A 20,737-nucleotide genomic window follows, 5' to 3' on the forward strand; every position below is an offset into this window, starting at 1 on the left:
CGCGGATCCTGACTATTCCAATTCAGTTGTCACGTTCAGCAATTCGGCTATCTTCTGCCGCGTGTCGGCGCTGGCCTCAAGCAGCTGTTCAGCGTCTGAAATTGGCTTGTCCGGTTCTCGCTGCACTGGCGCACGCAGTGCCGAGCTCAGATCTATGACCTGCCCCAGCGCTGTGTCCTTCGCCCCAACTTTTTCCAAGTTGAACCCCGCCCACCATGACAGGCGCGCGGCGGTATCCTCATCCCCTATGTTTCGCCAAGCCTCAACGGCGGCCGCGTAATTGCCCATATCGGTCAGGGCTTGTGCCCGCACCCTTTCAGCGTCATCGGAGGGATCCTCGGCCAATTCGCGAAGGGCCAGATCCGGTCGGTTTTCCAGCAGCGCGGCCCGCGCCCGAAGGATGGCGCGTTCGCGCCTGCGTGTCCCATCCGAACCTGCACCAGTCAAGTCTCGGGCTTGCTTGGCAAAGCCGAGGTCCGCAAAACGCTTGGCAAGCAACAGCGAAGTCCCGGTCGAAATAGACTCTAAATCGTGTGGTTTCAGGGTACTTGCATACAGCAGAAAGGTCAGGTCATCCGCGCGCTCTGCTGCCAGATGCAAGATACGATTGCGCGTGCCGGACCAGGTCTCGTCTCCGCGATGGGCATCAAGGATATTGAAGGCCGCAGAAAACTCGCCGCCCAGGGCAAGCGCCAGGGCGTGACCGCGGGCCATGACCGGGCCCAATTCAGAATTGCGCAGTTCGATCGCGTAGCCCGAGATCAGATCGATTTGGCGTCGAGAAACGGCCCCACCCTCTGCCCACTTCTTTTCAACAAGCCGGGCCAGGGCAAGCGGGGCTTCCAAATCCGAGCTTGGGTTGTCGATGACGTCGTTCAACAAAATGTCGCCGGTGTCCGCATCTCCCTCAGCGGCAGCAACAGTTGCCTGCGCGAGTGTCACCTCGGGGTGTTGCAGAGTTTGGATGCGATCCACCGAACGTAGCACCCGCCGGGCGGCCTCAAGCTGACCGGATTTGACGAATATGTCGGCCAGCCGGGGCCCAAGGATCCGGCGTAGATGCTCAGGAAGCCTCAGGTACGCCTGTTCCATCCGTTCCTGCTGCGCATCATCCCGCAACTGGCCATCCGCCATCGCGGCCCACATGGCAACCGCGCCGTCGCAGCGTTGCGACCCAAGCAGTTGATTAGGCTCTGATACAGGCTGATCATCAATTATTTGCGCGACCGCTCGAACCCATTCCTGTTCCGGCGATGCATCTTCCATCAACTGCAGAACCTGAATGGCCTCTGAACCGAAACCCCAGTGTGCCAACAGCTTTGCGAGCTTGAGCGCGATGGATCTGTCGACCCTGTCGAACTCCAGGAACAGCCCTGCACGCAGCTCAGCCACCTGATGCGCAAAGGGTCGACCGTCAGACCAGGTGTCGAACCCCAATTCGGCATCCGAAATACACGCTGGCAGCGACTCCAGAGGTTGCAGAGGTGGCTCTCCCAGTTTGCCCAACTCGTCAAGGATCGAGCTTACCTGGATATGGGCAGGCAGATCCCGCGCGATGTCTGGAAGCGCTTCCGGCACCGAAGCACGCGGACCCGGAGGTGTGACGTTCAGGTCGACAAGCTCGCGATCCGCGCCTTGCAACAGACGGGTCGAAAGGCGCTGCTGCAGGCCATCGCGATCCAGTTGCAGAAGGGGGGCAACCAATTCAATTGATGGGGCTTCGGCCTGTGGACGACGTTTGGAAGTCTGCTCTGGGATCATGATCGATGGAATGTCCAGACTTGGCGGAGGCAAGGCTTTTTGCGCCGCTATGTCCACAACGATCATCGTATCCTTGTACAAAAAAGCGGTCGCGGCGCAGTCACAGCCGAAGTCCAGCTCAAGCGGTGCGCCGGGATCGGCCTGCGATATCGCCTCAAGCCGGCCTGCGGACAATCGTGCAAAGACCGATCCGGTCTTGAATTCCACGTCGTCTAATTCGACAGCCAAGCGCGCGCCATTTTTCCGGTGGGCGAGGCTCCAGTTGGTGCCCGCAGGAACGCTGAGAACAAGCCGCGTGAAGCCGTCATGTTCGCCGGACCGCACCGGAACATCCTTTGCCAGCACTCCAGTTGCCGATGCGCTCAGGCCAAGGGTCAGGAGCAAAACCCGGATCATGCTGCTGCCTGCTTGATCTCTTTCAAGGCTTCTTCCAATTCGGTGAAGCCGGGGCGATTGTGGGTCGGCGTGTTCTGGCGACCAACCTCGATACACATTGCGGGGTTGTGATTGTGCAAGTTTGCAACCAGAACTTCCCGGATCAGTTGATAGAAGTGATTGTCTTCCTCCACGACCGCTTTCAGCTTTCCGGCGAAGGGGCCGACCAGCCCGTAGGCCAGAAAGACGCCCAGGAAAGTCCCGACAAGGGCACCACCGATCAACTTGCCCAAGACCTCGGGCGGTTGGTCGATCGAGCCCATGGTCTTGATCACACCCAGAACGGCCGCGACGATCCCCAGTGCCGGCAACCCGTCCGCCACGGTTTGCAGGGCGTGGCTGGAATGCATGGCGTGGTGGAAATTGGCATCCATCCGCTTTTCCAGAACCTCTTCAACCTGATGGGGATCGTCATAGTTCATCGCCGCCGACCGCATGGTGTCGCAAATCAGGTCCACCGCCTCTTTGTCCGCCTGTATCTTGGGGAAGGCCGCAAAAATGGCTGAGTTTTCAGGGTCTTCTATGTGCTGCTCGAGCTCGACCGGATTTGAACGGGCAAGCCGGATCAGCGAGAACAGAAGGCACAGCAGATCGCGGTAGTCTTCGGGCTTCCACTTCGGGCCTTTGAAAACCTTGCCCAGATCCTTGATCGTGTGTTTGACCGCCGACATGTCATTGCTGATCAGAAAGGCGCCGATGGCAGCCCCGCCGATCATCATCATCTCGAACGGCAGAGATTTGAGGATGATGGCCATCTTGCCGCCGGCGGCGAGGTAGCCGCCGAACACCATTACGAAAATAACGACGATTCCAAGAATTCCGATCATGTGGTCTCTCCGGCAGAGCGGTCTTTGAGGGTGGGGCTCATGGCGGCTACTCAGTGGGGGCGTTGGCGTTGCGTCCGGCCATTACGACGCTGATGGTATAGGCGGCCTCGGGGCTGAGACCGGCCATCACACCCGCAGCAGCCTCAGGCGGCATACGCGACAGGAAACCGGCCGCAAAAACCGGGTCCATCGTTTCGAACAGCGCCGCGGCGTCCTTGGGCTTCATGTTCTGATAGACATCGGTCAGACGGGTAAGGTCGGTTTCAGCCGCCTTGTCCGCCACGGCCAATGTTTCGCGCAGCGATACCTCGGCCTCTTGCAAAGCGGAAAGGCGCGTCGCGATGGCCTCGTTGGCAATCTCCAGGGCACGCTCCCTGTCGCGCAGCACGCTCTCCCGCTGTTTGACGGCTGCTTCCCGACGCAGCAATTCGGTCAGCAAGGCTTGCATGTCCGGCTTTTCGTCCGAGCCGGCGCTGTGTGCCGAGACTTCCGAGGGGTCAGACCCCCTTGCCAAAGCCGGCCCAGCCTCCAGCCCCAGCCGTAAGATGGCGGAACTGATCATCAAGGCTGAAATGAGGGTCAGAACGCCACCACGCGGTCGACGCTGGGCAGGTTGCAGGCTGCGCATCAGGATCGGGCCTCGCTACCTTGCGCCTTGTGCCTGAAGAACAATAGGCCTTTGGGAATCGGGCCCGGATCCTCTGCGGAGTCGTTGGTGGATTTGACCTCGGCTTCCGGCTTGGATGGCTTTGGTTCCACAGCTGCAGGCTTGGCGGGTTGCTCGGGTGCTCGAGGCCCGGATTCCTCTTTCAGCGAGACCGGTTCCGCCTCGAGCGGTGACGGGTTTGTGGTTTCGGCCGAGGAACTTGCAGGCGCTTCAGTCGCGGGTTTGTCCTCAGGGATCACGTCGTGCATCGACGCCATGATCAACTCAAGCCGCTGTGCGACTGACTCGGCGCGCTCGGTCAGATCCTGCAGTTTGTGTCCGGACTGGTCAGATGCAGCACGCGCGGCATCCAGGGATTTTTTCAGTTCTTCCGCCTGTGCGGACAGCACGGAAACCGCGCCACCGACGCCCCGCTCCAGGTCCGTGAACCGCCTGAGGCGTCGGGACAGAACAAAACAGTACAATCCGGCCCCCAAGGCGCCGGCGACCAGCAGAATGTCCGAGATCAGTTCCAATTTCGCCTCCTAGTTCAATACGAATTCCGTGACCAGAACGTCACGTACCCGACCTTCGCCAACGACGATGCCGATGCGCCGCAGCAGGTGCCCGCGGATGCGAACCAGAGCCAGCGAGTCTTCGAGGTCAGACAGGTTGATGGCCCGGAGATAGCCGTTCATCACGTCCATGATGCGGGGAATCATCTTTTCCACCTCGGCCTCGTGACCGGCGGCCACCTCAAGTTGAGCGTGGAATTTCAGATGGCGCGAATCGCCGGAATTCACGGACACGATCACGGGCGGTAGGTCGACGAACCCGACATCCGGCAACGCATCGATTGCATCTCCGACGTCCGCGGTTTCCGCTGTTTTTCCTTCGGCCTCTGGGGCTTTGCCCAAAAGCCCGGACGCGGTCACATAGTACCCGCCCGCAGCACCCAGCAGCGCCAGAACCGCGCCAATCATCAGTCCCTTTTTGCCTGACTTCTTCGGGCCTTCTGCCTCATCCACGGTCGCGTCTGTCATGGCGTCCTCATTCTTGCGTTCGGCACCCGTCATAACCCCGCAGGGACTAACCGATTGTTAAGGGCAATCGTTCAAACAGGGCACGAGCCGCACAGAATGTCGGCGAGTCGGAGGTGAGCGTGCAGCAGATCGGAACTGTCTGGGCAAGTTTGGGCAGGCGCAAACAAATCATCGTGGCGGGGGCGGCTGTCGTCGTGTTCCTGAGTGTCCTGGCGATGTCGCGGTTGGTGACATCGCCATCCATGACACTCCTCTATGCGGGGCTGGAAAGCGGGGCAGCGGGGGATATCGTCCGGGCCCTGGATCAACGCGGTGTCACCTACGAGATTCGTGGCGGCTCAATCTATGTTCCGGGCTCGCAACGCGACGAGTTGCGCATGACCCTGGCAAGCGAGGGTCTGCCTGCAAATGGCAGCCGGGGTTATGAACTGCTGGATACGCTGAGTGGGTTCGGTACAACCTCGCAGATGTTCGACGCTGCCTATTGGCGCGCGAAGGAGGGTGAACTGGCGCGAACCATCGTCAGCAGTCCTCACGTAGGGCAGGCGCGGGTTCACATTGCCAGCGGGTCCACAAGCCCGTTCCAGCCGAGCGTTTCGCCAACCGCTTCGGTCTATCTGGTGCCATCCGGGGCCAAGATCACGGTTGAGCAGGCCAAGGCGATCCGTTTTCTGGTGGCCTCCGCCGTGACCGGCCTCGCGCCCGAGGATGTCGCGGTGATCGATTCCAACGGTGCGGTGATCGGCCCGCAAGAGACGGCGGTTGCCGCCGACACTGCCGATGACAAGGCCAAGGTCCTGCGCGACCGCGTCCTGCGGCTGGTCGAGGCACGCGTCGGACCTGGCAATGCGGTGGTCGAAGTCAGCGTCGACACGGTCACCGAGACCGAATCCATAAGAGAGCGGCGGTTCGACCCCAAGGGCCGTGTCGCAATCAGCACCGATGTCGAGGAACGGTCGGATACCTCCCGCAATCAATCGTCTGATGTGACGGTCGCGTCCAACCTGCCGGACGGGGACGGCAATGGCAGCGATGAATCGAATTCTTCAGCCACGCAAACCCGCGAGCGGATCAACTATGAGGTTTCAGAGACCGAGCTTGAAGTTCTGCGGGTGCCGGGGGCCATCAAACGCCTGACGGTTGCCGTGCTGGTCAACGGAACCCGAACAACGGACGCCACCGGTGCCGAGGTTTTTATGCCGATGGCACAGCCGGAACTGGACGCTCTGGAAGAGCTTGTCGCCTCGGCCGTGGGCTTCAATGCGGATCGCGGGGATGTCATCACGCTGAAATCCCTGGAACTGCCCAATGTCGAACCGCAAGGAACATTGGCGACCGCTTCGGTCTGGCAAAGCATCCATCTGGATACGATGTCGCTGATACAGATGGCAGTGTTGGCCATCGTATCGCTGGTCATGGGGTTGTTCGTGATCCGGCCGATCCTGACCGGTTCGGCCGCAGTGCCAGCCTTGCCGCCTGCCGAAGCCTCCGCCGATGGCGGCGCGCCATTTCTTGTCGGTGAAATCTCAGAAGCTGATGGACAGGAATTCAGCGCTCTCACAGGCCAGGGTGAAAACGGAGGCTCTGTGCCTGCGATTGGGTCCACGGCAAGCGAAGATGCGGTCGGCCGTCTGCGCGCCATGATCGGGGACAAACAGGAAGAGACGGTCGAAATTCTGCGGAGCTGGCTGGAAGAAAACGAGGAGAAGGTGTGATGTCGATCGCCCACCTGCTCGAGGATTTCACCGCTCAGGCCGACGGCGCGAATCTGCGATTGCTGGACGAAGAAGCTTTGGAGGAAGAGCGGCTTGCCGCTTTCGAACGCGGATATGGTGCCGGGTGGGAGGATGCGTTGCAGGCCCAAGCCCAAGGTCGCGCTGCGCTGACCGAGGATATGCGGGCTGCCTTCTCCGATATGTCCTTCACCTACCACGAAGCTCTGACCCGGATGACCTTGTCGCTTGAACCGATGTTCAGTGCTCTGGTTCAGACCGTCCTTCCGCACGCGTTGGATCGGGGGCTTGCCGCCCGCGTGATCGAGCAGTTGAGCGAAATGGCCAAGGCGCAGGTTGCAAAACCGATCCTTCTGTTGGTTCCACCCGGTGTTGAAGGGGATGTCGAGGCGTTGTTGCCCGCCGACATCACGCCCCTCCCCAAGGTCGTCGCGGACCCCGAGTTGCTGCCGGGTCAGGCGCGGTTGCAGGTCGGCACCGCCCGGTCCGAGGTTGATTGCGCCGCGCTGCTGGACGCGATCGCCGCCGCTTTCGACGCATATGTTTTTGAGGCAAAAGAGGCTTTGTCAAATGAGTGACGCACCTGCATCCAAACCTGAAAGACCCAACCCGTTCGAAGCCGTTCCCATAGAGGTGACGGTTTCCGTTGGTCGGGCGCGCCCCTTGATACGCGACCTGTTGACCATGGGTGAGAACGCCGTTCTGACCTTGGACAAACGGGTCGAAGATCCGGTGGATCTGTATGTCGGCGATCAATTGGTCGCCCGTGGTCTGCTCGAGGAAATGGAGGGGGACAATGCCGGTCAATTGGCGGTGCGTCTGACCGAGATTTCGGATTTCCAGAACGGACTTGGATGATGCGCCGGGCGGCCTGGTGTGCAATTGCGATCCTTGTGCTGACGCCAGCACTGGCATCGGCACAGGAGCTGTCGCTGTCATTGGGCGACGGCGGATCCATATCGGCGCGAACCATTCAGTTGATCCTGCTGATCACGGTGCTCAGCCTGGCACCCGGCCTTGCGATCATGGTGACCTGTTTCCCCTTTCTGGTCACGGTACTGGCCATTCTGCGGCAGGGGATCGGATTGCAACAGTCCCCGCCCAACATGCTGATCGTCAGCCTGGCGCTGTTTCTGACCTACTTCATCATGGAGCCGGTCTTTACCCAGGCTTGGGACACCGGGATCCGACCGATGGTCGAAGAAACACTCGCGGTAGAGCCTGCATTGGAACGTGCCATGGTGCCGTTCCGCGAGTTCATGGTGGCGCGGCTGGATGGTGACACGTTTCGGGCCATGGCGGCCTTGCGCCCCGACACCGCTTCGATGGAGCTGTCGCCGGAGGCGCCACTGTCGGTTCTCATGCCGTCCTTCATGCTGTCCGAGGTTGCCCGCGCGTTCCAGATCGGATTCCTGATATTTCTACCGTTTCTGATCATCGATCTTGTAGTGGCCGCGGTACTCATGTCGATGGGGATGATGATGGTGCCGCCCGCCACGGTTTCGCTGCCGTTCAAACTGGCGTTTTTCGTGATTGCAGATGGGTGGTCCCTGATCGCAAGTGCCTTGGTGCGAAGCTATTCCTAGCCTGCGTGTGGACAGTCTCAGCGCCGGATCTGCAGCCGTGCCCGCAGACCCTGATCACCCGCTTCAAAGCGCAGCGAGCCGCCATGCTGCTCTGCCACAGTTGCAACGATTGTCAGGCCCAGTCCGAACCCGTCGGACGACCCGATGTTCGAACCGCGCCGGAACGGGGCCATCAGCGCCTCGATATCCGAAACGGACAAGTTGGTTCCCTTGTCTTCGACGACAATCGTGGCGGTTTCCGCGTCGGTTTCCAGTTCAACCGTCGCGTGGCGCCCGTATTTCAGCGCGTTGTCGATCAGGTTCGTCAACGCCCGTTTCAATGAGATCGGTCGCGCCATGACAAGGATGCGGCGGGTTTCCGGAAGCGAGCCATGCCCGCGCCGCGACATGAAGAGCGACGCCGCGCCCTCCACCTCGACCGGGGCGACTTGTTTCAGGGTCACAGGCAGATCCATATCCTGGTAGTCGGCAACCAGCGACTCGACCAGTGAGGTGAGAGAGATCTGGCGCGGGTCCTCGATGCTCAGTTCCGAGCGGGTGTAGGTCAACACGCTTTCGATCATGCCGGTCATCTGGTCGACATCGGACTCCAGCTTCTCTCGCAACTCGGCGTCCGGAATCAGCGCCGCGCGCAGACGCACGCGGGCCGCTGGCGTCCCAAGGTCGTGGCTGACGCCGGACAAGACAGTGGCACGCTTTTCCAGCTGTGCGCGTTCGTCCTCAAGATGCGTATTGACCGCCGATACGATGTCGCGCAGTTCGGCCGGCCCGGACATGTCGTAGCTGTCCGGACCCCCGCTGCGCCGGCGGTCACGCAGCGACTGGGAGAACCGCAAAAAGCTGTCTGTCACATTGCCGACTGATGTCAGAATGATCGCAAGTGCCACGACGGCCAGAAAGATCGCAGGCAGGCGCAGGTCGGCCGGGGCCGCATCGCACCCCCAGACCTGCGTACCGTCGATCTTCTGCCACGCGCCCTGTCCGAACCGGCCCACCAGAATGGGTTCGCTGCAATAGGTGGCCAGCAGGCGTGTCAGGTTGCCCATCTTCTGCGGCCCGGTCTGATCGCTGCCTGACACGATGTCGGATACCGGATAGACCAGCCGGTCGGACAAGACCGCAAGCGTCAGGTTCCGCCCGCTGAGCGGCGCGGAGCTGTCGGTCAGAATGGACAGGTTGGTCAGAAACCGGCGTCCTGCAAGGTCGGGCAACTGCTCGAATTCACCCGCATCGGCCAGACTTGCGGCCTCGGGCGGCAGTGGCGTGATCAACACGTCGGGATGCGAGGCGCGACCTTTGCGCAGATCTTCGTAGACCGAGAACCCGGCAACATAGGCCCGGGTCAGATATGCGTCCCAGTTGCGAACGGATGAAAACCACAGTCCGGCCGCCAGTAACCCGGCAGCAAACGCACCCAGGCTCCAGGCCCAGCCCAGATCCCGCAGGCGCAGGGTCATGCCTCCTGTTCCACGGTGACCTCGCAGGCGAAGACATAGCCGACACCGCGGGCCGTGCGCAGCATCTGCGGATCTTTGGGGTTGGTCTCGATCTTGGACCGCAGCCGCCCTACTAGGACGTCGATGGCCCGACCCTGCGCTTCGGGTTTGTCACCGGTGCCGGTCACGTCCAGCGCGGCGGCGATCTCGTCGCGGGTCAGCGGAATGTGCGGGTTGGCCAGCAGCACCTTGAGCAGCGCGGTTTCGCGCTGCGACAGCGACACCTGGTACCCGTCCGGGGCATGCACCTCGTCACGTTTGCCGTCATAGACCCAGCCGCCGAAGCGGAACGTACGGATACGCCGACGATAGGCCAGCGATGGCGTGCGCCGCGCGCGCTGCATCACCGCGCGCACGCGCGCCAGCAGCAGTTGCGGGTTGAACGGCTTGGCGATGTAGTCGTCGGCGCCAACCTCGTACCCGGCCATGCGTTGGTGATCGGCCGACAGGGCCGACACGAAGATGATCGGCACGTCCTGCTCGCGGCGCAGCCGGGCGCAGATCTCGACCCCGTTCTCGTCACCCAGCATGACGTCCAGAAGGATCAGGTCGATGCGGCCTGATTTCAGGTGTGCCTGCACCTCGCGCTCGGTGGCTGCTGGCAGGGCAATGAACCCGTTCTGGTGAAAGAACTGGGTCAACATCGACCGGATTTCCGGATCGTCATCCACAACCAGCAGACGTGGAATGCTCACGCTGTTCCTCCCCGATTTCCCCCTCGACGCTGCCCTCAATTGTAACAGACTGCAACAGATTCAAGGTCAACGTAACACGCTGTAACAAAAGGCGGGAAAATTTGCAGCCCGCGCCGGATACATGGGAAATTTGTCATTGCCAGACGGCAAGCCGCTGCCGGTAATGTCCCGCATCGCTGCCCCGCGGCAGCAAACAAGGATCTGGGAGGATACCAAACATGAAACGTTTCGCACTCGCCACGGCGTCGTCGCTGGCCGTTCTGGCTGGCACGTCGGTGATGGCCGAACCGCAGGCCGAAGTTCTGCACTGGTGGACGTCGGGCGGCGAGGCCAAGTCGGTCGCCGTTCTGCAGGAGGAATTCGCGTCCAATGGCGGCACCTGGACGGATATGCCCGTTGCAGGCGGCGGCGGAGACGCGGCGATGACCGCGCTGCGCGCCCGCGTTCTGGCCGGCAACGCGCCGACCGCCGTTCAGCTGAAAGGCCCGGCGATCCAGGAATGGTACGAAGAGGGTGTTCTGGCGGACATTTCGAACGTTGCCGAGGCCGAGGGCTGGGCCGAAGTCCTGCCCGCCTCGATCGCGGCGCACATGCAGTGCGAAGGCACCTGGTGTGCCGCACCGGTCAACGTGCACCGTATCGACTGGATCTGGGCAAATGCCGACATCCTGGCCGCCAATGACATCGAGATGCCGACCACCTGGGAAGAGTTCAACGCCGCTGCCGAGAAGCTGCAGGCCGCAGGTATCATCCCGCTGGCCCACGGTGGTCAGGCCTGGCAAGACGCAACCGTCTTCGAAGCAGTTGCGCTGGGCATCGGTGGACCCGAGTTCTTCAAGAAGGCCTTTGTCGATCTGGACCCCGAGACTCTGACCTCGGACACGATGGTTCAGATTTTTGACCAGATGCGCACCCTGCGCGGGTTCGTTGATGAGAACTTCTCGGGCCGCGACTGGAACCTGGCCACCGCCATGGTCATGAACGGTGAGGCCGCCTTCCAGATCATGGGTGACTGGGCGAAGGGCGAATTCCTGGCCGCCGGCAAAGTCCCCGGCGAAGACTTCCTGTGTGCCTCGACCCCCGGTGACGGCTATCTGTACAACGTCGACAGCTTTGCCATGTTCGACGTGGACGGCGACGACAAGCGCGCCGGTCAGGAGCTGCTCGCCAAGCTGATCGTGGCCCCCAAGTTCCAGGAAGTGTTCAACCTGAACAAGGGTTCGATTCCGGCGCGGACCGACGTCGCACTGGACAAGTTCGACATCTGCGCCAAGATCTCGGCCGAAGACATGGGCGCTTCGTCCGCCAATGGCTCGCTGCTGCCGTCCTACGCGCATGGCATGGCGCTGCGCGGTGCGCAGGCTGGTGCGATCACCGACGTCGTGACCGCGCATTTCAACTCGGATATGTCCTCGGCTGACGCAGTTCAGCAACTGGCGGACGCGGTGGCAAACAGCTACTGATCCAACACGCTCTGCCCCCTATACTGCGGGGCAGAGCATCTTTCCCCGGAGGAAAAAATGTCCGAATGGCTGGAAAACCACCTTCCCAAGGTGGTGCTGGCACCGTCGTTCATCGCCGTATTGATATTTGTCTACGGATTTATCGGATGGACTGCCTGGGTGTCGCTGACCCGATCGAAACTGCTGCCGAAATACGAGATCAAGGGCTTCATCCAATATGAACGCCTGTTTGACTCGCCCCGCTGGGACACGGCGATCAACAACCTCTACGTCTTTGGCGCGCTGTTCATCGTGATTGCGATGGTGCTGGGCCTGCTGCTGGCGATCCTGTTGGATCAGAAGATCCGCGTCGAAGGCGCGATCCGCACGATCTATCTTTACCCGATGGCGCTGTCGATGATCGTGACCGGCACCGCGTGGAAGTGGATCCTGAACCCGGGTCTGGGTATCGAGGCCATGGTCCAGGGCTGGGGCTTTCCGAATTTCAAGTTCGACTGGCTGGTGAACCCGGACTACGCGATCTACACGATCGTCATCGCCGCGATCTGGCAGAGCTCGGGTTTTGTCATGGCGCTGTTCCTGGCCGGACTGCGCTCGGTGGATGGTGAGATCATCAAGGCCGCGCAGGTCGATGGCATCCCCACTTGGCGGATCTATACGGCAATCATCATTCCGTCGATGGCTCCGATCTTCCTGTCGGCCTTCATCGTGTTGGCGCACCTTGCGATCAAGAGCTTTGACCTTGTCATTGCCCTGACAGGCGGTGGTCCGGGTTACGCAACCGATTTGCCCGCAACATACATGTACGCGATGGCGTTTTCGCGCGGCGATATCGGCCAGGCGGCGGCGTCCGCGATGATCATGATGCTGGTCGTCTTTGCCATCGTGGTTCCTTACCTCTACTCAGAACTGAGGGCGAAAAATGACTGATCTGTCGATGCCCCAAACCCGAACCCGCAGCCAGAGTGCCACGGGCAAGATTGCCCTGCGTTGGTTGCTGTATGTCCTGCTTGGTCTTTTTGCGCTCTACTACCTGATGCCGCTTTTCGTGATGCTGACCACATCGCTCAAAAGCCTCGAGGAAATTCGTACGGGATCGCTGATCTCGCTGCCGCGCGAGGTCAGTCTGGATGCCTGGAAAACCGCCTGGTCAGGCGCCTGCACCGGTATCCAGTGCGAAGGCCTGCGGCCCTATTTCTGGAACTCGGTCCTGATTGCGGTCCCTGCCGTGGCAATCTCGACCCTTCTGGGGGCGTTGAACGGATTTGTCGTCGCGCAGTGGCGTTTCAAAGGGGCCAACATCATCTTTTCTCTGATGCTGTTCGGTTGCTTCATCCCGTTCCAAGTGGTCCTGCTGCCGATGGCGCGTCTGCTGGGCATGATGGGGATCGCCGGAACCATTCCGGGCCTGATCTTCGTCCACGTGATCTATGGGCTTGGCTTCACAACGCTGTTCTTCCGCAACTACTACGTCACCATCCCGGCCGAGCTGACCAAGGCGGCGCGAGTGGATGGTGCCGGGTTCTTTCGGATCTTCTGGTCGATCTTCCTGCCGCTGTCGCTGCCCATCATCGTGGTGACCGTGATCTGGCAGTTCACCCAGATCTGGAACGATTTCCTGTTCGGCGTTTCGTTCAGCCAGGCGGGCACGCAGCCCGTGACCGTGGCGCTCAACAACATCGTCAACTCAACCACCGGCGTCAAAGAGTACAACGTCGACATGGCCGCCGCGATCATCGCGGGGCTGCCAACGCTGCTCGTCTATGTCGTTGCCGGTAAGTATTTCATCCGCGGCCTGACCGCCGGTTCCGTGAAGGGATAACCCATGGCTCCCATCCTCGATATCCAAAACCTGTACAAGAATTACGGCGCAACCGAGATTCTGAAGGACATCAACATCTCGATCGAACCGGGCGACTTCCTGGTGCTGGTCGGCCCTTCCGGCTGTGGTAAGTCGACCCTGCTGAACTGCATCGCCGGGCTCGAGCCGATCTCGGGCGGGACGCTGTCGATTGGCGGCAAGGACATGACTCATGTCAGCCCCAAAGACCGCGACATCGCGATGGTGTTCCAGTCCTACGCCCTGTACCCGACCATGTCGGTGGCCAAGAACATCACCTTTGGCATGAAGGTGCGCGGCGTCGATCAGGCAACTCAGGACGCCAAGCTGAAAGAGGTCGCCTCGCTTCTGCAGATCGAGCCGTTGCTGAACCGCCGCCCCAGCCAATTGTCGGGTGGTCAGCGTCAGCGTGTGGCGATGGGCCGGGCGCTGGTGCGCGACCCCAAGCTGTTCCTGTTCGACGAACCGCTGTCGAACCTGGACGCCAAGCTGCGGGTCGAGATGCGGACCGAGATCAAGAAGCTGCATCAGACGCTGGATGCCTCGATCGTCTATGTGACCCATGACCAGATCGAAGCGATGACCCTGGCCACCAAGATCGTGGTGCTGAAGGGCGGTGTGGTGCAGCAGATCGGCACTCCGGCCGAGATATACAATCGCCCCGCCAACCTGTTCGTGGCCGATTTCATGGGCTCGCCGGCGATGAACCTGATCCCGGCGCGGGTCCAGCGCAACGGGACCGGCACGCAGGTCGCCATTGCGCGGGATGGGGCTGACCCGATCGTGCTGACGGATACGCGCGATCTGGACCTGCCCGAAGAGGTGATCCTGGGCCTGCGCCCCGAGGATATCGCTGAATCCGGGTTCCGCGCTGGTGCCGGTGTGCAAGAGGCCGCCTGCCTGGTCGATATGGTCGAACCGGCCGGTGCCGATACCTACGTCGTGTCGGAACTGGGCGGCAAACAGGTCACAGCCCGCCTGCATGCTGAGACCAGTGCCAGGGCCGGTCAGATGCTGAACCTGGCCTTTGACATGAGCAAAGTGTCCTATTTTGCGAAAGCGACAGGCGAACGCCTGAACTGAGCCACGAAAAAAGCCGCGCAGGGATCCTGCGCGGCGTCATCACTACTCTGACCGGTTGGTTCAGCCGGTCTTTTTCAGGTCATTGATCAACTGATCCAGGTTGCCCTTGCGCGCATCCAGCATGGCGCCGATCTCGGTCCGCTCTGTCAGCAGCAGGTTCACGCCTTCGATGAACATGTTGTAGAACTTGTCGCGACCCGATTTGTCCGACACCAGGAAGGTCACTTCGAACGGCGCTTCGCCGCGCAGCTTGACGCTGCTGCGAACCTCGTAGCCGGCCTTGATCTTGCGGGCATTCTTCACGGTGACCTCACCCCCGATGAATTCGCGGAAGCGTCGACCGTATTTGCGCGAGATATACCCTTGGAAAGCCTTGGTGAATTCGCGCATCTGGGCATTGCTGGCGCTGCGGGCGTCGGCGCCCAGCGCATAGCGTGCCATGATCGGAACGTCGGCATATTGCACGAAGATCTTTTCGAAATCGCGCAGCATGGCGCTTTCGGATTTGCCCGACTCGATCACGCGCGTGATGTCGGCAACGACGCTGTTGACCAGTTGTGTCGCGCTGGCCTCGGTCAACGCCAGGGTCTGCTGCGGAAGGCCAGCCACGGCCAGCCCGGCCAGGGCGGTGGCGGCAAAGGTACGGCGGTTCATGGCGTTATTCAGCATAGGGGTCCTCATATGGGTCCTCGTAAGGGTCAAGGTATGGGTCCCTGACCGGGTCGGTGCCGGTATCGGCGTAGGGATCGGAATACAGACCCAGATAGGCATCCTCATCGTCCCTTGCCAGTTCGAACCGGCGGTTTTGCAAATAGATCAGGCGGGCCTGAGCGTAACTGTCTGCGCTTTCGTACAGAATCGAGTCGACCGTGTCCGAGAATCTGCCCCGATCGCCCATCCGCCGTACCACCTCGGCATAGACGCCCAGGTTGTCGGCCGGTCGCGTCGGCGAGAAGTTGATCGGGTTCGAGAACAGGTTGACCACAACGCCGACCGCATCCCGGGTCGTCGAGGGGCCGTAGAACGGCAGTTCGACATAAGCCCCTTCGCCGAAGCCCCAGACATGAAGCGTTTCGCCGAAATCGGTATCAACCGGCGGCAGGTTCAACTCATCCGCCGGTTTGGACAGACCGAACCCGCCCACGGTCGAGTTGATCACGAACCGCAGCAGGGCGTTGCCCGACTGTTTCAGATTGCCCTGCAGCAGATAGTCGACGGCCTGTCCGGGCAACGAGATGTTTTCAGCGAAGTTGTTGAAGCTGGTGACCATCGGGTCGGGTACGATTTTCACATAGCCTTTCGAGGCCGGGCGGAACAGGAACCGGTCGACGCCCAGATTGAACTTGTGAATGCCGCGATTTGCGTTTTCGTAGGGGTCGAAGACCTCGCCGCGGGCCGCTGCGTCCTGGGGTTGCGACGCGCAGGCCGACAGAACCGCGAACAGCGACACTGCGACGATGTGCTTGAAACGGATCCGGTTGGACACGGTCTTGGTTACTCCCGATCGTCCGGATGTAATCCAGCCGGACACTCAATCAATACGTTTTCTCGTTGGCACAACGGACCAATTCAACGGCACATAGTCGTTTCGCACTCGAAAGGAAACTCCTAGCGTTTAACCCGCGCGCCGGACCCGGGTAAAGTGGCCTGCATTCAACACATCCGCATGAGTGGAGACCTGCCCAAATCGCGGGCAAATGCGAAATTGCCGGTTTCCGGCTTTCCGTGGGCGGTGTTCCCGGTTAGCGTCCGCCCGAGTCACATGAAGTTGAGGACAATCACATGAGCATCGCAGCCAAACTGGAATCCCTGGGCGTGACCCTGCCGGACGCCCCCGCACCGGCAGCCAATTACGTGCCGTTCGTGCGGGTGGGCAACATCGTCTATGTGTCGGGCCAGATCTCGAAGGACGATGCGTTGATAACCGGCAAGCTGGGCGCCGATATGGATGTGGCCGCCGGTGCGGCGGCGGCCCGGGTCTGTGCCATCAACCTGTTGGCCCAGGTCAAAGCGGCCTGCGGCGGGGACATCGACAAGCTGGTACGGGTGATCAAGCTGACCGGATTCGTGAACTCGACCGCCGATTTCACCGACCAGCCGCAGGTGATCAACGGCGCGTCCGACTTCCTGGTCGAGGCGCTGGGCGATGCCGGCCGCCATTCGCGCTCGGCCGTCAGCGCCGCATCGCTGCCGCTGGGCGTGGCCGTCGAGATCGAAGGGATTTTCGAGATCCAATGACACCGTCTCTGCCTCGTGTGTTCATGGGCGCGCCGATCGCGCATCGGGCGTTGCATGACATTCGCCAGAACCGCCCGGAAAACAGCCGGGCGGCCATCCGGGCCGCCATTGCTGCGGGCTACGGGATCGAGATTGACCTGCAGTTGACGTCGGACGGCCATGCCATGGTGTTCCACGACTATGATCTGACGCGCCTGACCGGGCGGCCGGGCGCCATTCAGCAGATCACCCGGGCCGAGGCCGCGGACCTTCCGCTGCTGCACGGGGACGAGGGTATCCCCTCGCTCGAGGAAGTTCTGCAACTGGTGGCGGGCCGCGTGCCGTTGCTGATCGAGTTCAAGGATCAGCACGGTGCGATGGGGCCTGTGGACGGGCGGCTGGAACGGGATGCGGTCGCGCTGCTGAAGTCCTATGACGGTCCGGTCGCGCTGATGTCGTTCAACCCCAACTCCGTGGCCGAGCTGGCCCGGCTGGCGCCGGAGATTCCGCGTGGGCTGACGACCTGTTCCTACAAGCCCGAAGTCGAGCATCTGCCGGCCGAGGTCTGCGACCACCTGCGCGACATCCCCGATTTCAACCGGGTTGGCGCCAGCTTCATCAGCCACGAGGTGCAGGACCTGGCCCGCCCCCGCGTGGCCGAGTTGAAGGCGCAAGGCGTGCCGATCCTGTGCTGGACGGTGCGCTCGGCCGAACAGGAGGCCGAGGCGCGAAAGGTGGCCGACAACGTGACCTTCGAGAACTATCTGGCCGCCATTCCGGGTTGAACCCGGCTGCTGGCGTCACAGATAGTTCAGGGGACGCAGGAGGGCACATGGACCAGTCACAGATCGAGATACGGGTTCTGTCGGCGCTGGATCAGATCCCGGCGGCCGAATGGGACAGTTGCGCCTGCCCCGAGGCCGCCGACGGCACCCGCCCGCTGGACCCGTTCACCACGCACCGGTTCCTGCGCGCGCTGGAAGACAGCGGCTCGGTCGGGCGGGGCACCGGCTGGCAGCCGCAATACCTGACCGCCTATCTGGACGGCCTGCTGATCGGGGCCGCGCCGATGTTTGCCAAGTCGCACAGCCAGGGCGAATACATCTTCGATCACAGCTGGGCCCATGCCTATGAAAACGCGGGCGGGCGGTATTACCCCAAATTGCAGATCGCTGTGCCCTTCACCCCGGCGACCGGGCGGCGGTTCCTGACACGGCCCGGCTATGACGGGATCGCCATGTCGGCGCTGGTGCAGGGGGCGGTGCAACTGGCCGCCGACAACCGCCTGTCGTCGCTTCACGTTACCTTCTGCACCCAGGACGAGGCGCTGGCCGGGCAGCGGATGGGCCTGCTGGCGCGCGACTCGCAGCAGTTTCACTGGCTGAACGACGGCTATGCCGATTTCGACGATTTCCTCGCCGCGCTGTCTTCGCGCAAACGCAAGAACATCCGCAAGGAACGGGCGGAGGCCAATGCCTTTGGCGGCGAGATCCGCACCCTGACCGGTGCCGATCTGCGCCCCGAACACTGGGACGCGTTCTGGGAGTTCTATCAGGACACCGGCGCACGCAAGTGGGGCTCGCCCTATCTGACGCGGCAATTCTTTGACATCGTTCACGAAACCATGGCCGATGACGTGGCGCTGGTGCTGGCCGAGCGGGGCGGATACCCGATCGCGGGGGCGCTGAACTTCATCGGGCGCAAGACCTTGTTCGGGCGCTATTGGGGCTGCAACGAACATCACCCCTGCCTGCATTTCGAACTGTGCTACTATAGGGCGATCGACTTTGCCATCGCGCATGGTCTTGACCGCGTCGAAGCCGGCGCGCAGGGAGAACACAAGCTGGCGCGGGGTTATCTGCCCACGCGCACGCACAGCCTGCACTGGATCGCCGATCCCGGCTTTGCTGACGCCGTCGCGCGGTATCTCGAGGCCGAGGCCCGCGCGGTGGGGGAAGAGATCGAAATTCTGACGGATTACGGCCCGTTCAGAAAAGCCAACCCGGAGGAACAGCAATGAGCGAACTTCTGTCGACCGAGACCCGTGGCCCGCTGCTGGATCCGCTGTTCAAGAACGGCTGGACCATGGTCAAGGATCGTGACGCGATCACCAAGACCTTCATCTTCGACGATTTTGTCGATGCCTTCGGCTGGATGACCAAAGTGTCGATCTTTGCGGAAAAATGGAACCACCATCCCGAATGGTCCAACGTCTACCGCACGGTCGAGGTGGTGCTGACCACTCATGACGTAGGCGGCCTGTCGTCTCAGGACGCCAAGCTTGCGCGCAAGATGGACAGCCTGCTTTAGCCGCGGTCGCCCCGCGACCCCATGCCCCCAGCCAGCATCGCTACCTCGCCCAGACGGCGGAACTCGGCCGGGGTCACGGTGCCGTCGCTCACTTCGATGTCGCGCGGGATCCCGGCGGTGCGGTTGCCCATCATCCGCACGCTGCGCGCCGCGGGATTGATGTCGAGACAGCGCGTCTGATAGCAGGTCAGACCAGCCGTATTGATCTGAATGCGCGCTTGCCCATCCGGCCCGGTCACGACCGGCGCCTGCGGGACGTCGCACGCTGCCAGCAATACGACCGCACCAAGCCAATGAAATACTCTCATGCCTGCGCTCCTGTTGGTCACAGGGTCAGCCGTTCCGGGGCGCCGGGCCTCAATCCAACTGACCGTTCCGGTCTTTGTCCGCAGACAGGAAATCGTCATTCATCTGCGAGTCATACTCTGACCGAGAGATAGAGTTGTCGCGATTGCGGTCAATCTTCTGGAACATCTTGATATCCATGAACGGCTTGGCTTCGTCCAGACCGAGCGTGCCGTTCTTGTCATCGTCCATTTCCTGATAGGCATAATCCGAAAAGGCATCGAATTCGTCGCGCGACAGGAAACCGTCATTGTTGGCGTCGATCGCGTTCAATTCGCGCTCATTCAGTTCGGCCACGCTGTCTGCTGCGGCAGGTGCTGCCATCATCAGGGCCGACATCAATAGAACCGAGTGTTTCATCCTGGCGCTCCTCAGCATGCGAATCTCTGGCCTTCGACCCCGCCGGCCACGGCGCCGGCTGCGGTCAGAATATCCTTGCCCGACCCACCTCCGAACTGGTTGCCGATGGCGCCGCCGATCAACGCTCCGCCCAGAGTGCCGCCAAGACAGGCGATCTCGTGCTGGCGCGCAGCCTGTTGCTGCGGTGTTGGCGCAGGCCCGCACGCGGTCAACAGCCCCGCGCCGCCCAAAGTAATGACTGCTAAAAATCTTTTCATGAATGAGCTCCCGGTTCCCATGCAGGAACACTGACACATTCCGACGGTGCGGGCCAAGTTAATTGGCCTTCATCCAACATGACCTGTGGCATGGCCCCGGTTCGCACCGGGGCCGCCCTGTCAAATGACTTCGAGCAAGCCTTCTCCGGCCGAAATCTCGCAGGCGCCGGGGCTTTCCTCGAGGTTCAGCGCCACGACCTTGCCGTCTTCGACCAGCATCGCGTAGCGCTTGGAGCGCGAGATCAGGCCGGCGGGCGGGGCGTCGAAATTCATGCCGATCGCCTTGGTGAACTCTGAGGCCGGATCGGCCAGCATGGTCAGCCCGGCCGCGGTCGCACCCGTGGCCTCGCCCCAGGCCTTCATCACGAAAGGGTCGTTGACCGACACGCAGATGATCTCGTCCACGCCCTTGGCCGCGAACTGGTTCTTGGTGCGCATGAAGCTGGGCACATGGGCCGAGTGGCAGGTAGGGGTGAACGCGCCGGGCACGGCAAAGATTACCACTTTGCGGCCCTTGACCTTGCTGGAGACCCGCACCTCTTCCGGTCCGTCAGCGCCCATCTGGATCAGGGTTGCTTCGGGCAGGGTGTCGCCGGTTGAAATCATCTTCATGCTCCTGTCGATTGAAATTGCAAACTCG

Annotated in this window: 25 protein-coding genes; 12 read left to right on the top strand and 13 right to left on the bottom strand. The window is 61.6% G+C overall.

What is annotated here, in order from left to right:
* Positions 1-12: 12 nt before the first annotated feature.
* The 5 genes from ACR0JC_RS11575 to ACR0JC_RS11595 form a co-directional block, all read right to left on the bottom strand.
* On the bottom strand, positions 13-2,157 hold the full coding sequence (locus ACR0JC_RS11575) for a hypothetical protein (RefSeq protein WP_480763948.1): 2,145 nt from the start codon (positions 2,155-2,157) through the stop codon (positions 13-15).
* A complete protein-coding gene (motA, locus tag ACR0JC_RS11580; RefSeq protein ID WP_170341910.1) occupies positions 2,154-3,023 on the bottom strand; it encodes a flagellar motor stator protein MotA in 870 nt (289 codons plus the stop codon). Before motA ends, ACR0JC_RS11575 begins: the two co-directional genes overlap by 4 nt.
* Before the next feature lie 46 nt (positions 3,024-3,069).
* Positions 3,070-3,585: a MotE family protein gene (locus tag ACR0JC_RS11585; RefSeq protein ID WP_254430785.1), complete on the bottom strand. Its 516-nt coding sequence runs from the start codon at positions 3,583-3,585 to the stop codon at positions 3,070-3,072.
* Positions 3,586-3,650: 65 nt separating this feature from the next.
* Entirely contained in the window at positions 3,651-4,205 is a 555-nt protein-coding gene (locus ACR0JC_RS11590; protein ID WP_170341915.1) for a hypothetical protein, read from the bottom strand.
* 9 nt (positions 4,206-4,214) lie between these two features.
* Positions 4,215-4,712, bottom strand: coding sequence for a flagellar basal body-associated FliL family protein (locus tag ACR0JC_RS11595; RefSeq protein WP_170341917.1), 498 nt, complete (start codon positions 4,710-4,712; stop codon positions 4,215-4,217).
* Positions 4,713-4,831: 119 nt separating this feature from the next.
* On the opposite strand from ACR0JC_RS11595, the gene fliF reads away from it, so the two are divergent.
* From fliF to fliP, 4 genes are read left to right on the top strand one after another with little or no spacing between them, the layout of a single operon-like run.
* Entirely contained in the window at positions 4,832-6,427 is a 1,596-nt protein-coding gene (gene fliF, locus ACR0JC_RS11600) for a flagellar basal-body MS-ring/collar protein FliF (protein ID WP_170341919.1), read from the top strand.
* Positions 6,427-7,023, top strand: a complete 597-nt coding sequence (locus ACR0JC_RS11605; RefSeq protein WP_170341921.1) for a FliH/SctL family protein — start codon at positions 6,427-6,429, stop codon at positions 7,021-7,023. The genes fliF and ACR0JC_RS11605 overlap by 1 nt, the downstream gene beginning before the upstream one ends.
* Entirely contained in the window at positions 7,016-7,303 is a 288-nt protein-coding gene (locus ACR0JC_RS11610; protein ID WP_170341923.1) for a FliM/FliN family flagellar motor switch protein, read from the top strand. Before ACR0JC_RS11605 ends, ACR0JC_RS11610 begins: the two co-directional genes overlap by 8 nt.
* On the top strand, positions 7,303-8,031 hold the full coding sequence (gene fliP, locus ACR0JC_RS11615) for a flagellar type III secretion system pore protein FliP (protein WP_170341924.1): 729 nt from the start codon (positions 7,303-7,305) through the stop codon (positions 8,029-8,031). Before ACR0JC_RS11610 ends, fliP begins: the two co-directional genes overlap by 1 nt.
* Positions 8,032-8,048: 17 nt before the next feature.
* Here the strand turns inward: fliP and ACR0JC_RS11620 are convergent, their stop codons facing one another.
* Positions 8,049-9,488, bottom strand: coding sequence for a sensor histidine kinase (locus ACR0JC_RS11620; RefSeq protein ID WP_170341926.1), 1,440 nt, complete (start codon positions 9,486-9,488; stop codon positions 8,049-8,051).
* A complete protein-coding gene (locus ACR0JC_RS11625; protein WP_170341928.1) occupies positions 9,485-10,222 on the bottom strand; it encodes a response regulator transcription factor in 738 nt (245 codons plus the stop codon). The genes ACR0JC_RS11620 and ACR0JC_RS11625 overlap by 4 nt, the downstream gene beginning before the upstream one ends.
* A 218-nt stretch (positions 10,223-10,440) precedes the next feature.
* Here ACR0JC_RS11625 and ACR0JC_RS11630 point away from each other — a divergent pair, with 218 nt between their 5' ends.
* Genes ACR0JC_RS11630 through ACR0JC_RS11645 form a run of 4 tightly spaced genes read left to right on the top strand, consistent with a single transcriptional unit; the run spans position 10,441 to position 14,608 of the window.
* Positions 10,441-11,685, top strand: coding sequence for an ABC transporter substrate-binding protein (locus tag ACR0JC_RS11630; RefSeq protein ID WP_170341930.1), 1,245 nt, complete (start codon positions 10,441-10,443; stop codon positions 11,683-11,685).
* Between the two features lie 57 nt (positions 11,686-11,742).
* Positions 11,743-12,615, top strand: coding sequence for a carbohydrate ABC transporter permease (locus ACR0JC_RS11635; RefSeq protein WP_093964102.1), 873 nt, complete (start codon positions 11,743-11,745; stop codon positions 12,613-12,615).
* Positions 12,608-13,507, top strand: coding sequence for a carbohydrate ABC transporter permease (locus tag ACR0JC_RS11640; RefSeq protein WP_170341932.1), 900 nt, complete (start codon positions 12,608-12,610; stop codon positions 13,505-13,507). Before ACR0JC_RS11635 ends, ACR0JC_RS11640 begins: the two co-directional genes overlap by 8 nt.
* A 3-nt stretch (positions 13,508-13,510) precedes the next feature.
* Positions 13,511-14,608, top strand: a complete 1,098-nt coding sequence (locus tag ACR0JC_RS11645) for an ABC transporter ATP-binding protein (protein ID WP_170341040.1) — start codon at positions 13,511-13,513, stop codon at positions 14,606-14,608.
* 60 nt (positions 14,609-14,668) lie between these two features.
* Here the strand turns inward: ACR0JC_RS11645 and ACR0JC_RS11650 are convergent, their stop codons facing one another.
* A complete protein-coding gene (locus ACR0JC_RS11650; protein WP_170341935.1) occupies positions 14,669-15,277 on the bottom strand; it encodes an MlaC/ttg2D family ABC transporter substrate-binding protein in 609 nt (202 codons plus the stop codon).
* On the bottom strand, positions 15,267-16,094 hold the full coding sequence (locus ACR0JC_RS11655) for an MlaA family lipoprotein (protein ID WP_170341043.1): 828 nt from the start codon (positions 16,092-16,094) through the stop codon (positions 15,267-15,269). Before ACR0JC_RS11655 ends, ACR0JC_RS11650 begins: the two co-directional genes overlap by 11 nt.
* A 296-nt stretch (positions 16,095-16,390) precedes the next feature.
* On the opposite strand from ACR0JC_RS11655, the gene ACR0JC_RS11660 reads away from it, so the two are divergent.
* The 4 genes from ACR0JC_RS11660 to ACR0JC_RS11675 are packed head-to-tail and all read left to right on the top strand — an operon-like array spanning position 16,391 to position 19,135.
* Positions 16,391-16,846 (top strand): RidA family protein, encoded by a 456-nt coding sequence (locus tag ACR0JC_RS11660; RefSeq protein WP_005980179.1) that lies wholly within the window; start codon positions 16,391-16,393, stop codon positions 16,844-16,846.
* Positions 16,843-17,610: a glycerophosphodiester phosphodiesterase family protein gene (locus tag ACR0JC_RS11665; protein ID WP_170341937.1), complete on the top strand. Its 768-nt coding sequence runs from the start codon at positions 16,843-16,845 to the stop codon at positions 17,608-17,610. The genes ACR0JC_RS11660 and ACR0JC_RS11665 overlap by 4 nt, the downstream gene beginning before the upstream one ends.
* 47 nt (positions 17,611-17,657) lie before the next feature.
* Positions 17,658-18,845 (top strand): GNAT family N-acetyltransferase, encoded by a 1,188-nt coding sequence (locus ACR0JC_RS11670; RefSeq protein ID WP_170341939.1) that lies wholly within the window; start codon positions 17,658-17,660, stop codon positions 18,843-18,845.
* Positions 18,842-19,135 (top strand): 4a-hydroxytetrahydrobiopterin dehydratase, encoded by a 294-nt coding sequence (locus ACR0JC_RS11675; protein ID WP_170341049.1) that lies wholly within the window; start codon positions 18,842-18,844, stop codon positions 19,133-19,135. The genes ACR0JC_RS11670 and ACR0JC_RS11675 overlap by 4 nt, the downstream gene beginning before the upstream one ends.
* Here ACR0JC_RS11675 and ACR0JC_RS11680 read toward each other — a convergent pair.
* The 4 genes from ACR0JC_RS11680 to ACR0JC_RS11695 form a co-directional block, all read right to left on the bottom strand.
* Positions 19,132-19,443, bottom strand: a complete 312-nt coding sequence (locus tag ACR0JC_RS11680) for a hypothetical protein (protein ID WP_170341942.1) — start codon at positions 19,441-19,443, stop codon at positions 19,132-19,134. The genes ACR0JC_RS11675 and ACR0JC_RS11680 overlap by 4 nt on opposite strands.
* A gap of 49 nt (positions 19,444-19,492) precedes the next feature.
* Positions 19,493-19,840, bottom strand: a complete 348-nt coding sequence (locus tag ACR0JC_RS11685; protein WP_170341944.1) for an EF-hand domain-containing protein — start codon at positions 19,838-19,840, stop codon at positions 19,493-19,495.
* Positions 19,841-19,851: 11 nt separating this feature from the next.
* Positions 19,852-20,097, bottom strand: coding sequence for a glycine zipper 2TM domain-containing protein (locus ACR0JC_RS11690; protein WP_093964393.1), 246 nt, complete (start codon positions 20,095-20,097; stop codon positions 19,852-19,854).
* Between the two features lie 120 nt (positions 20,098-20,217).
* Positions 20,218-20,703 (bottom strand): peroxiredoxin, encoded by a 486-nt coding sequence (locus ACR0JC_RS11695; protein ID WP_170342425.1) that lies wholly within the window; start codon positions 20,701-20,703, stop codon positions 20,218-20,220.
* Positions 20,704-20,737: the final 34 nt, after the last annotated feature.

The organism is Ruegeria sp. CH5, from assembly GCF_056537025.1.

Excerpts from the sequence above, each read along its gene's own strand:
- ACR0JC_RS11575 (WP_480763948.1), bottom strand. The coding sequence starts at position 2,157 with ATGATCCGGGTTTTGCTCCTGACCCTTGGCCTGAGCGCATCGGCAACT.
- motA (WP_170341910.1), bottom strand. The coding sequence starts at position 3,023 with ATGATCGGAATTCTTGGAATCGTCGTTATTTTCGTAATGGTGTTCGGC.
- ACR0JC_RS11585 (WP_254430785.1), bottom strand. The coding sequence starts at position 3,585 with ATGATCAGTTCCGCCATCTTACGGCTGGGGCTGGAGGCTGGGCCGGCT.
- ACR0JC_RS11595 (WP_170341917.1), bottom strand. The coding sequence starts at position 4,712 with ATGACAGACGCGACCGTGGATGAGGCAGAAGGCCCGAAGAAGTCAGGC.
- ACR0JC_RS11605 (WP_170341921.1), top strand. The coding sequence starts at position 6,427 with ATGTCGATCGCCCACCTGCTCGAGGATTTCACCGCTCAGGCCGACGGC.
- ACR0JC_RS11610 (WP_170341923.1), top strand. The coding sequence starts at position 7,016 with ATGAGTGACGCACCTGCATCCAAACCTGAAAGACCCAACCCGTTCGAA.
- fliP (WP_170341924.1), top strand. The coding sequence starts at position 7,303 with ATGCGCCGGGCGGCCTGGTGTGCAATTGCGATCCTTGTGCTGACGCCA.
- ACR0JC_RS11620 (WP_170341926.1), bottom strand. The coding sequence starts at position 9,488 with ATGACCCTGCGCCTGCGGGATCTGGGCTGGGCCTGGAGCCTGGGTGCG.
- ACR0JC_RS11630 (WP_170341930.1), top strand. The coding sequence starts at position 10,441 with ATGAAACGTTTCGCACTCGCCACGGCGTCGTCGCTGGCCGTTCTGGCT.
- ACR0JC_RS11635 (WP_093964102.1), top strand. The coding sequence starts at position 11,743 with ATGTCCGAATGGCTGGAAAACCACCTTCCCAAGGTGGTGCTGGCACCG.
- ACR0JC_RS11640 (WP_170341932.1), top strand. The coding sequence starts at position 12,608 with ATGACTGATCTGTCGATGCCCCAAACCCGAACCCGCAGCCAGAGTGCC.
- ACR0JC_RS11645 (WP_170341040.1), top strand. The coding sequence starts at position 13,511 with ATGGCTCCCATCCTCGATATCCAAAACCTGTACAAGAATTACGGCGCA.
- ACR0JC_RS11650 (WP_170341935.1), bottom strand. The coding sequence starts at position 15,277 with ATGCTGAATAACGCCATGAACCGCCGTACCTTTGCCGCCACCGCCCTG.
- ACR0JC_RS11660 (WP_005980179.1), top strand. The coding sequence starts at position 16,391 with ATGAGCATCGCAGCCAAACTGGAATCCCTGGGCGTGACCCTGCCGGAC.
- ACR0JC_RS11665 (WP_170341937.1), top strand. The coding sequence starts at position 16,843 with ATGACACCGTCTCTGCCTCGTGTGTTCATGGGCGCGCCGATCGCGCAT.
- ACR0JC_RS11670 (WP_170341939.1), top strand. The coding sequence starts at position 17,658 with ATGGACCAGTCACAGATCGAGATACGGGTTCTGTCGGCGCTGGATCAG.
- ACR0JC_RS11675 (WP_170341049.1), top strand. The coding sequence starts at position 18,842 with ATGAGCGAACTTCTGTCGACCGAGACCCGTGGCCCGCTGCTGGATCCG.
- ACR0JC_RS11680 (WP_170341942.1), bottom strand. The coding sequence starts at position 19,443 with ATGAGAGTATTTCATTGGCTTGGTGCGGTCGTATTGCTGGCAGCGTGC.
- ACR0JC_RS11685 (WP_170341944.1), bottom strand. The coding sequence starts at position 19,840 with ATGAAACACTCGGTTCTATTGATGTCGGCCCTGATGATGGCAGCACCT.
- ACR0JC_RS11690 (WP_093964393.1), bottom strand. The coding sequence starts at position 20,097 with ATGAAAAGATTTTTAGCAGTCATTACTTTGGGCGGCGCGGGGCTGTTG.
- ACR0JC_RS11695 (WP_170342425.1), bottom strand. The coding sequence starts at position 20,703 with ATGATTTCAACCGGCGACACCCTGCCCGAAGCAACCCTGATCCAGATG.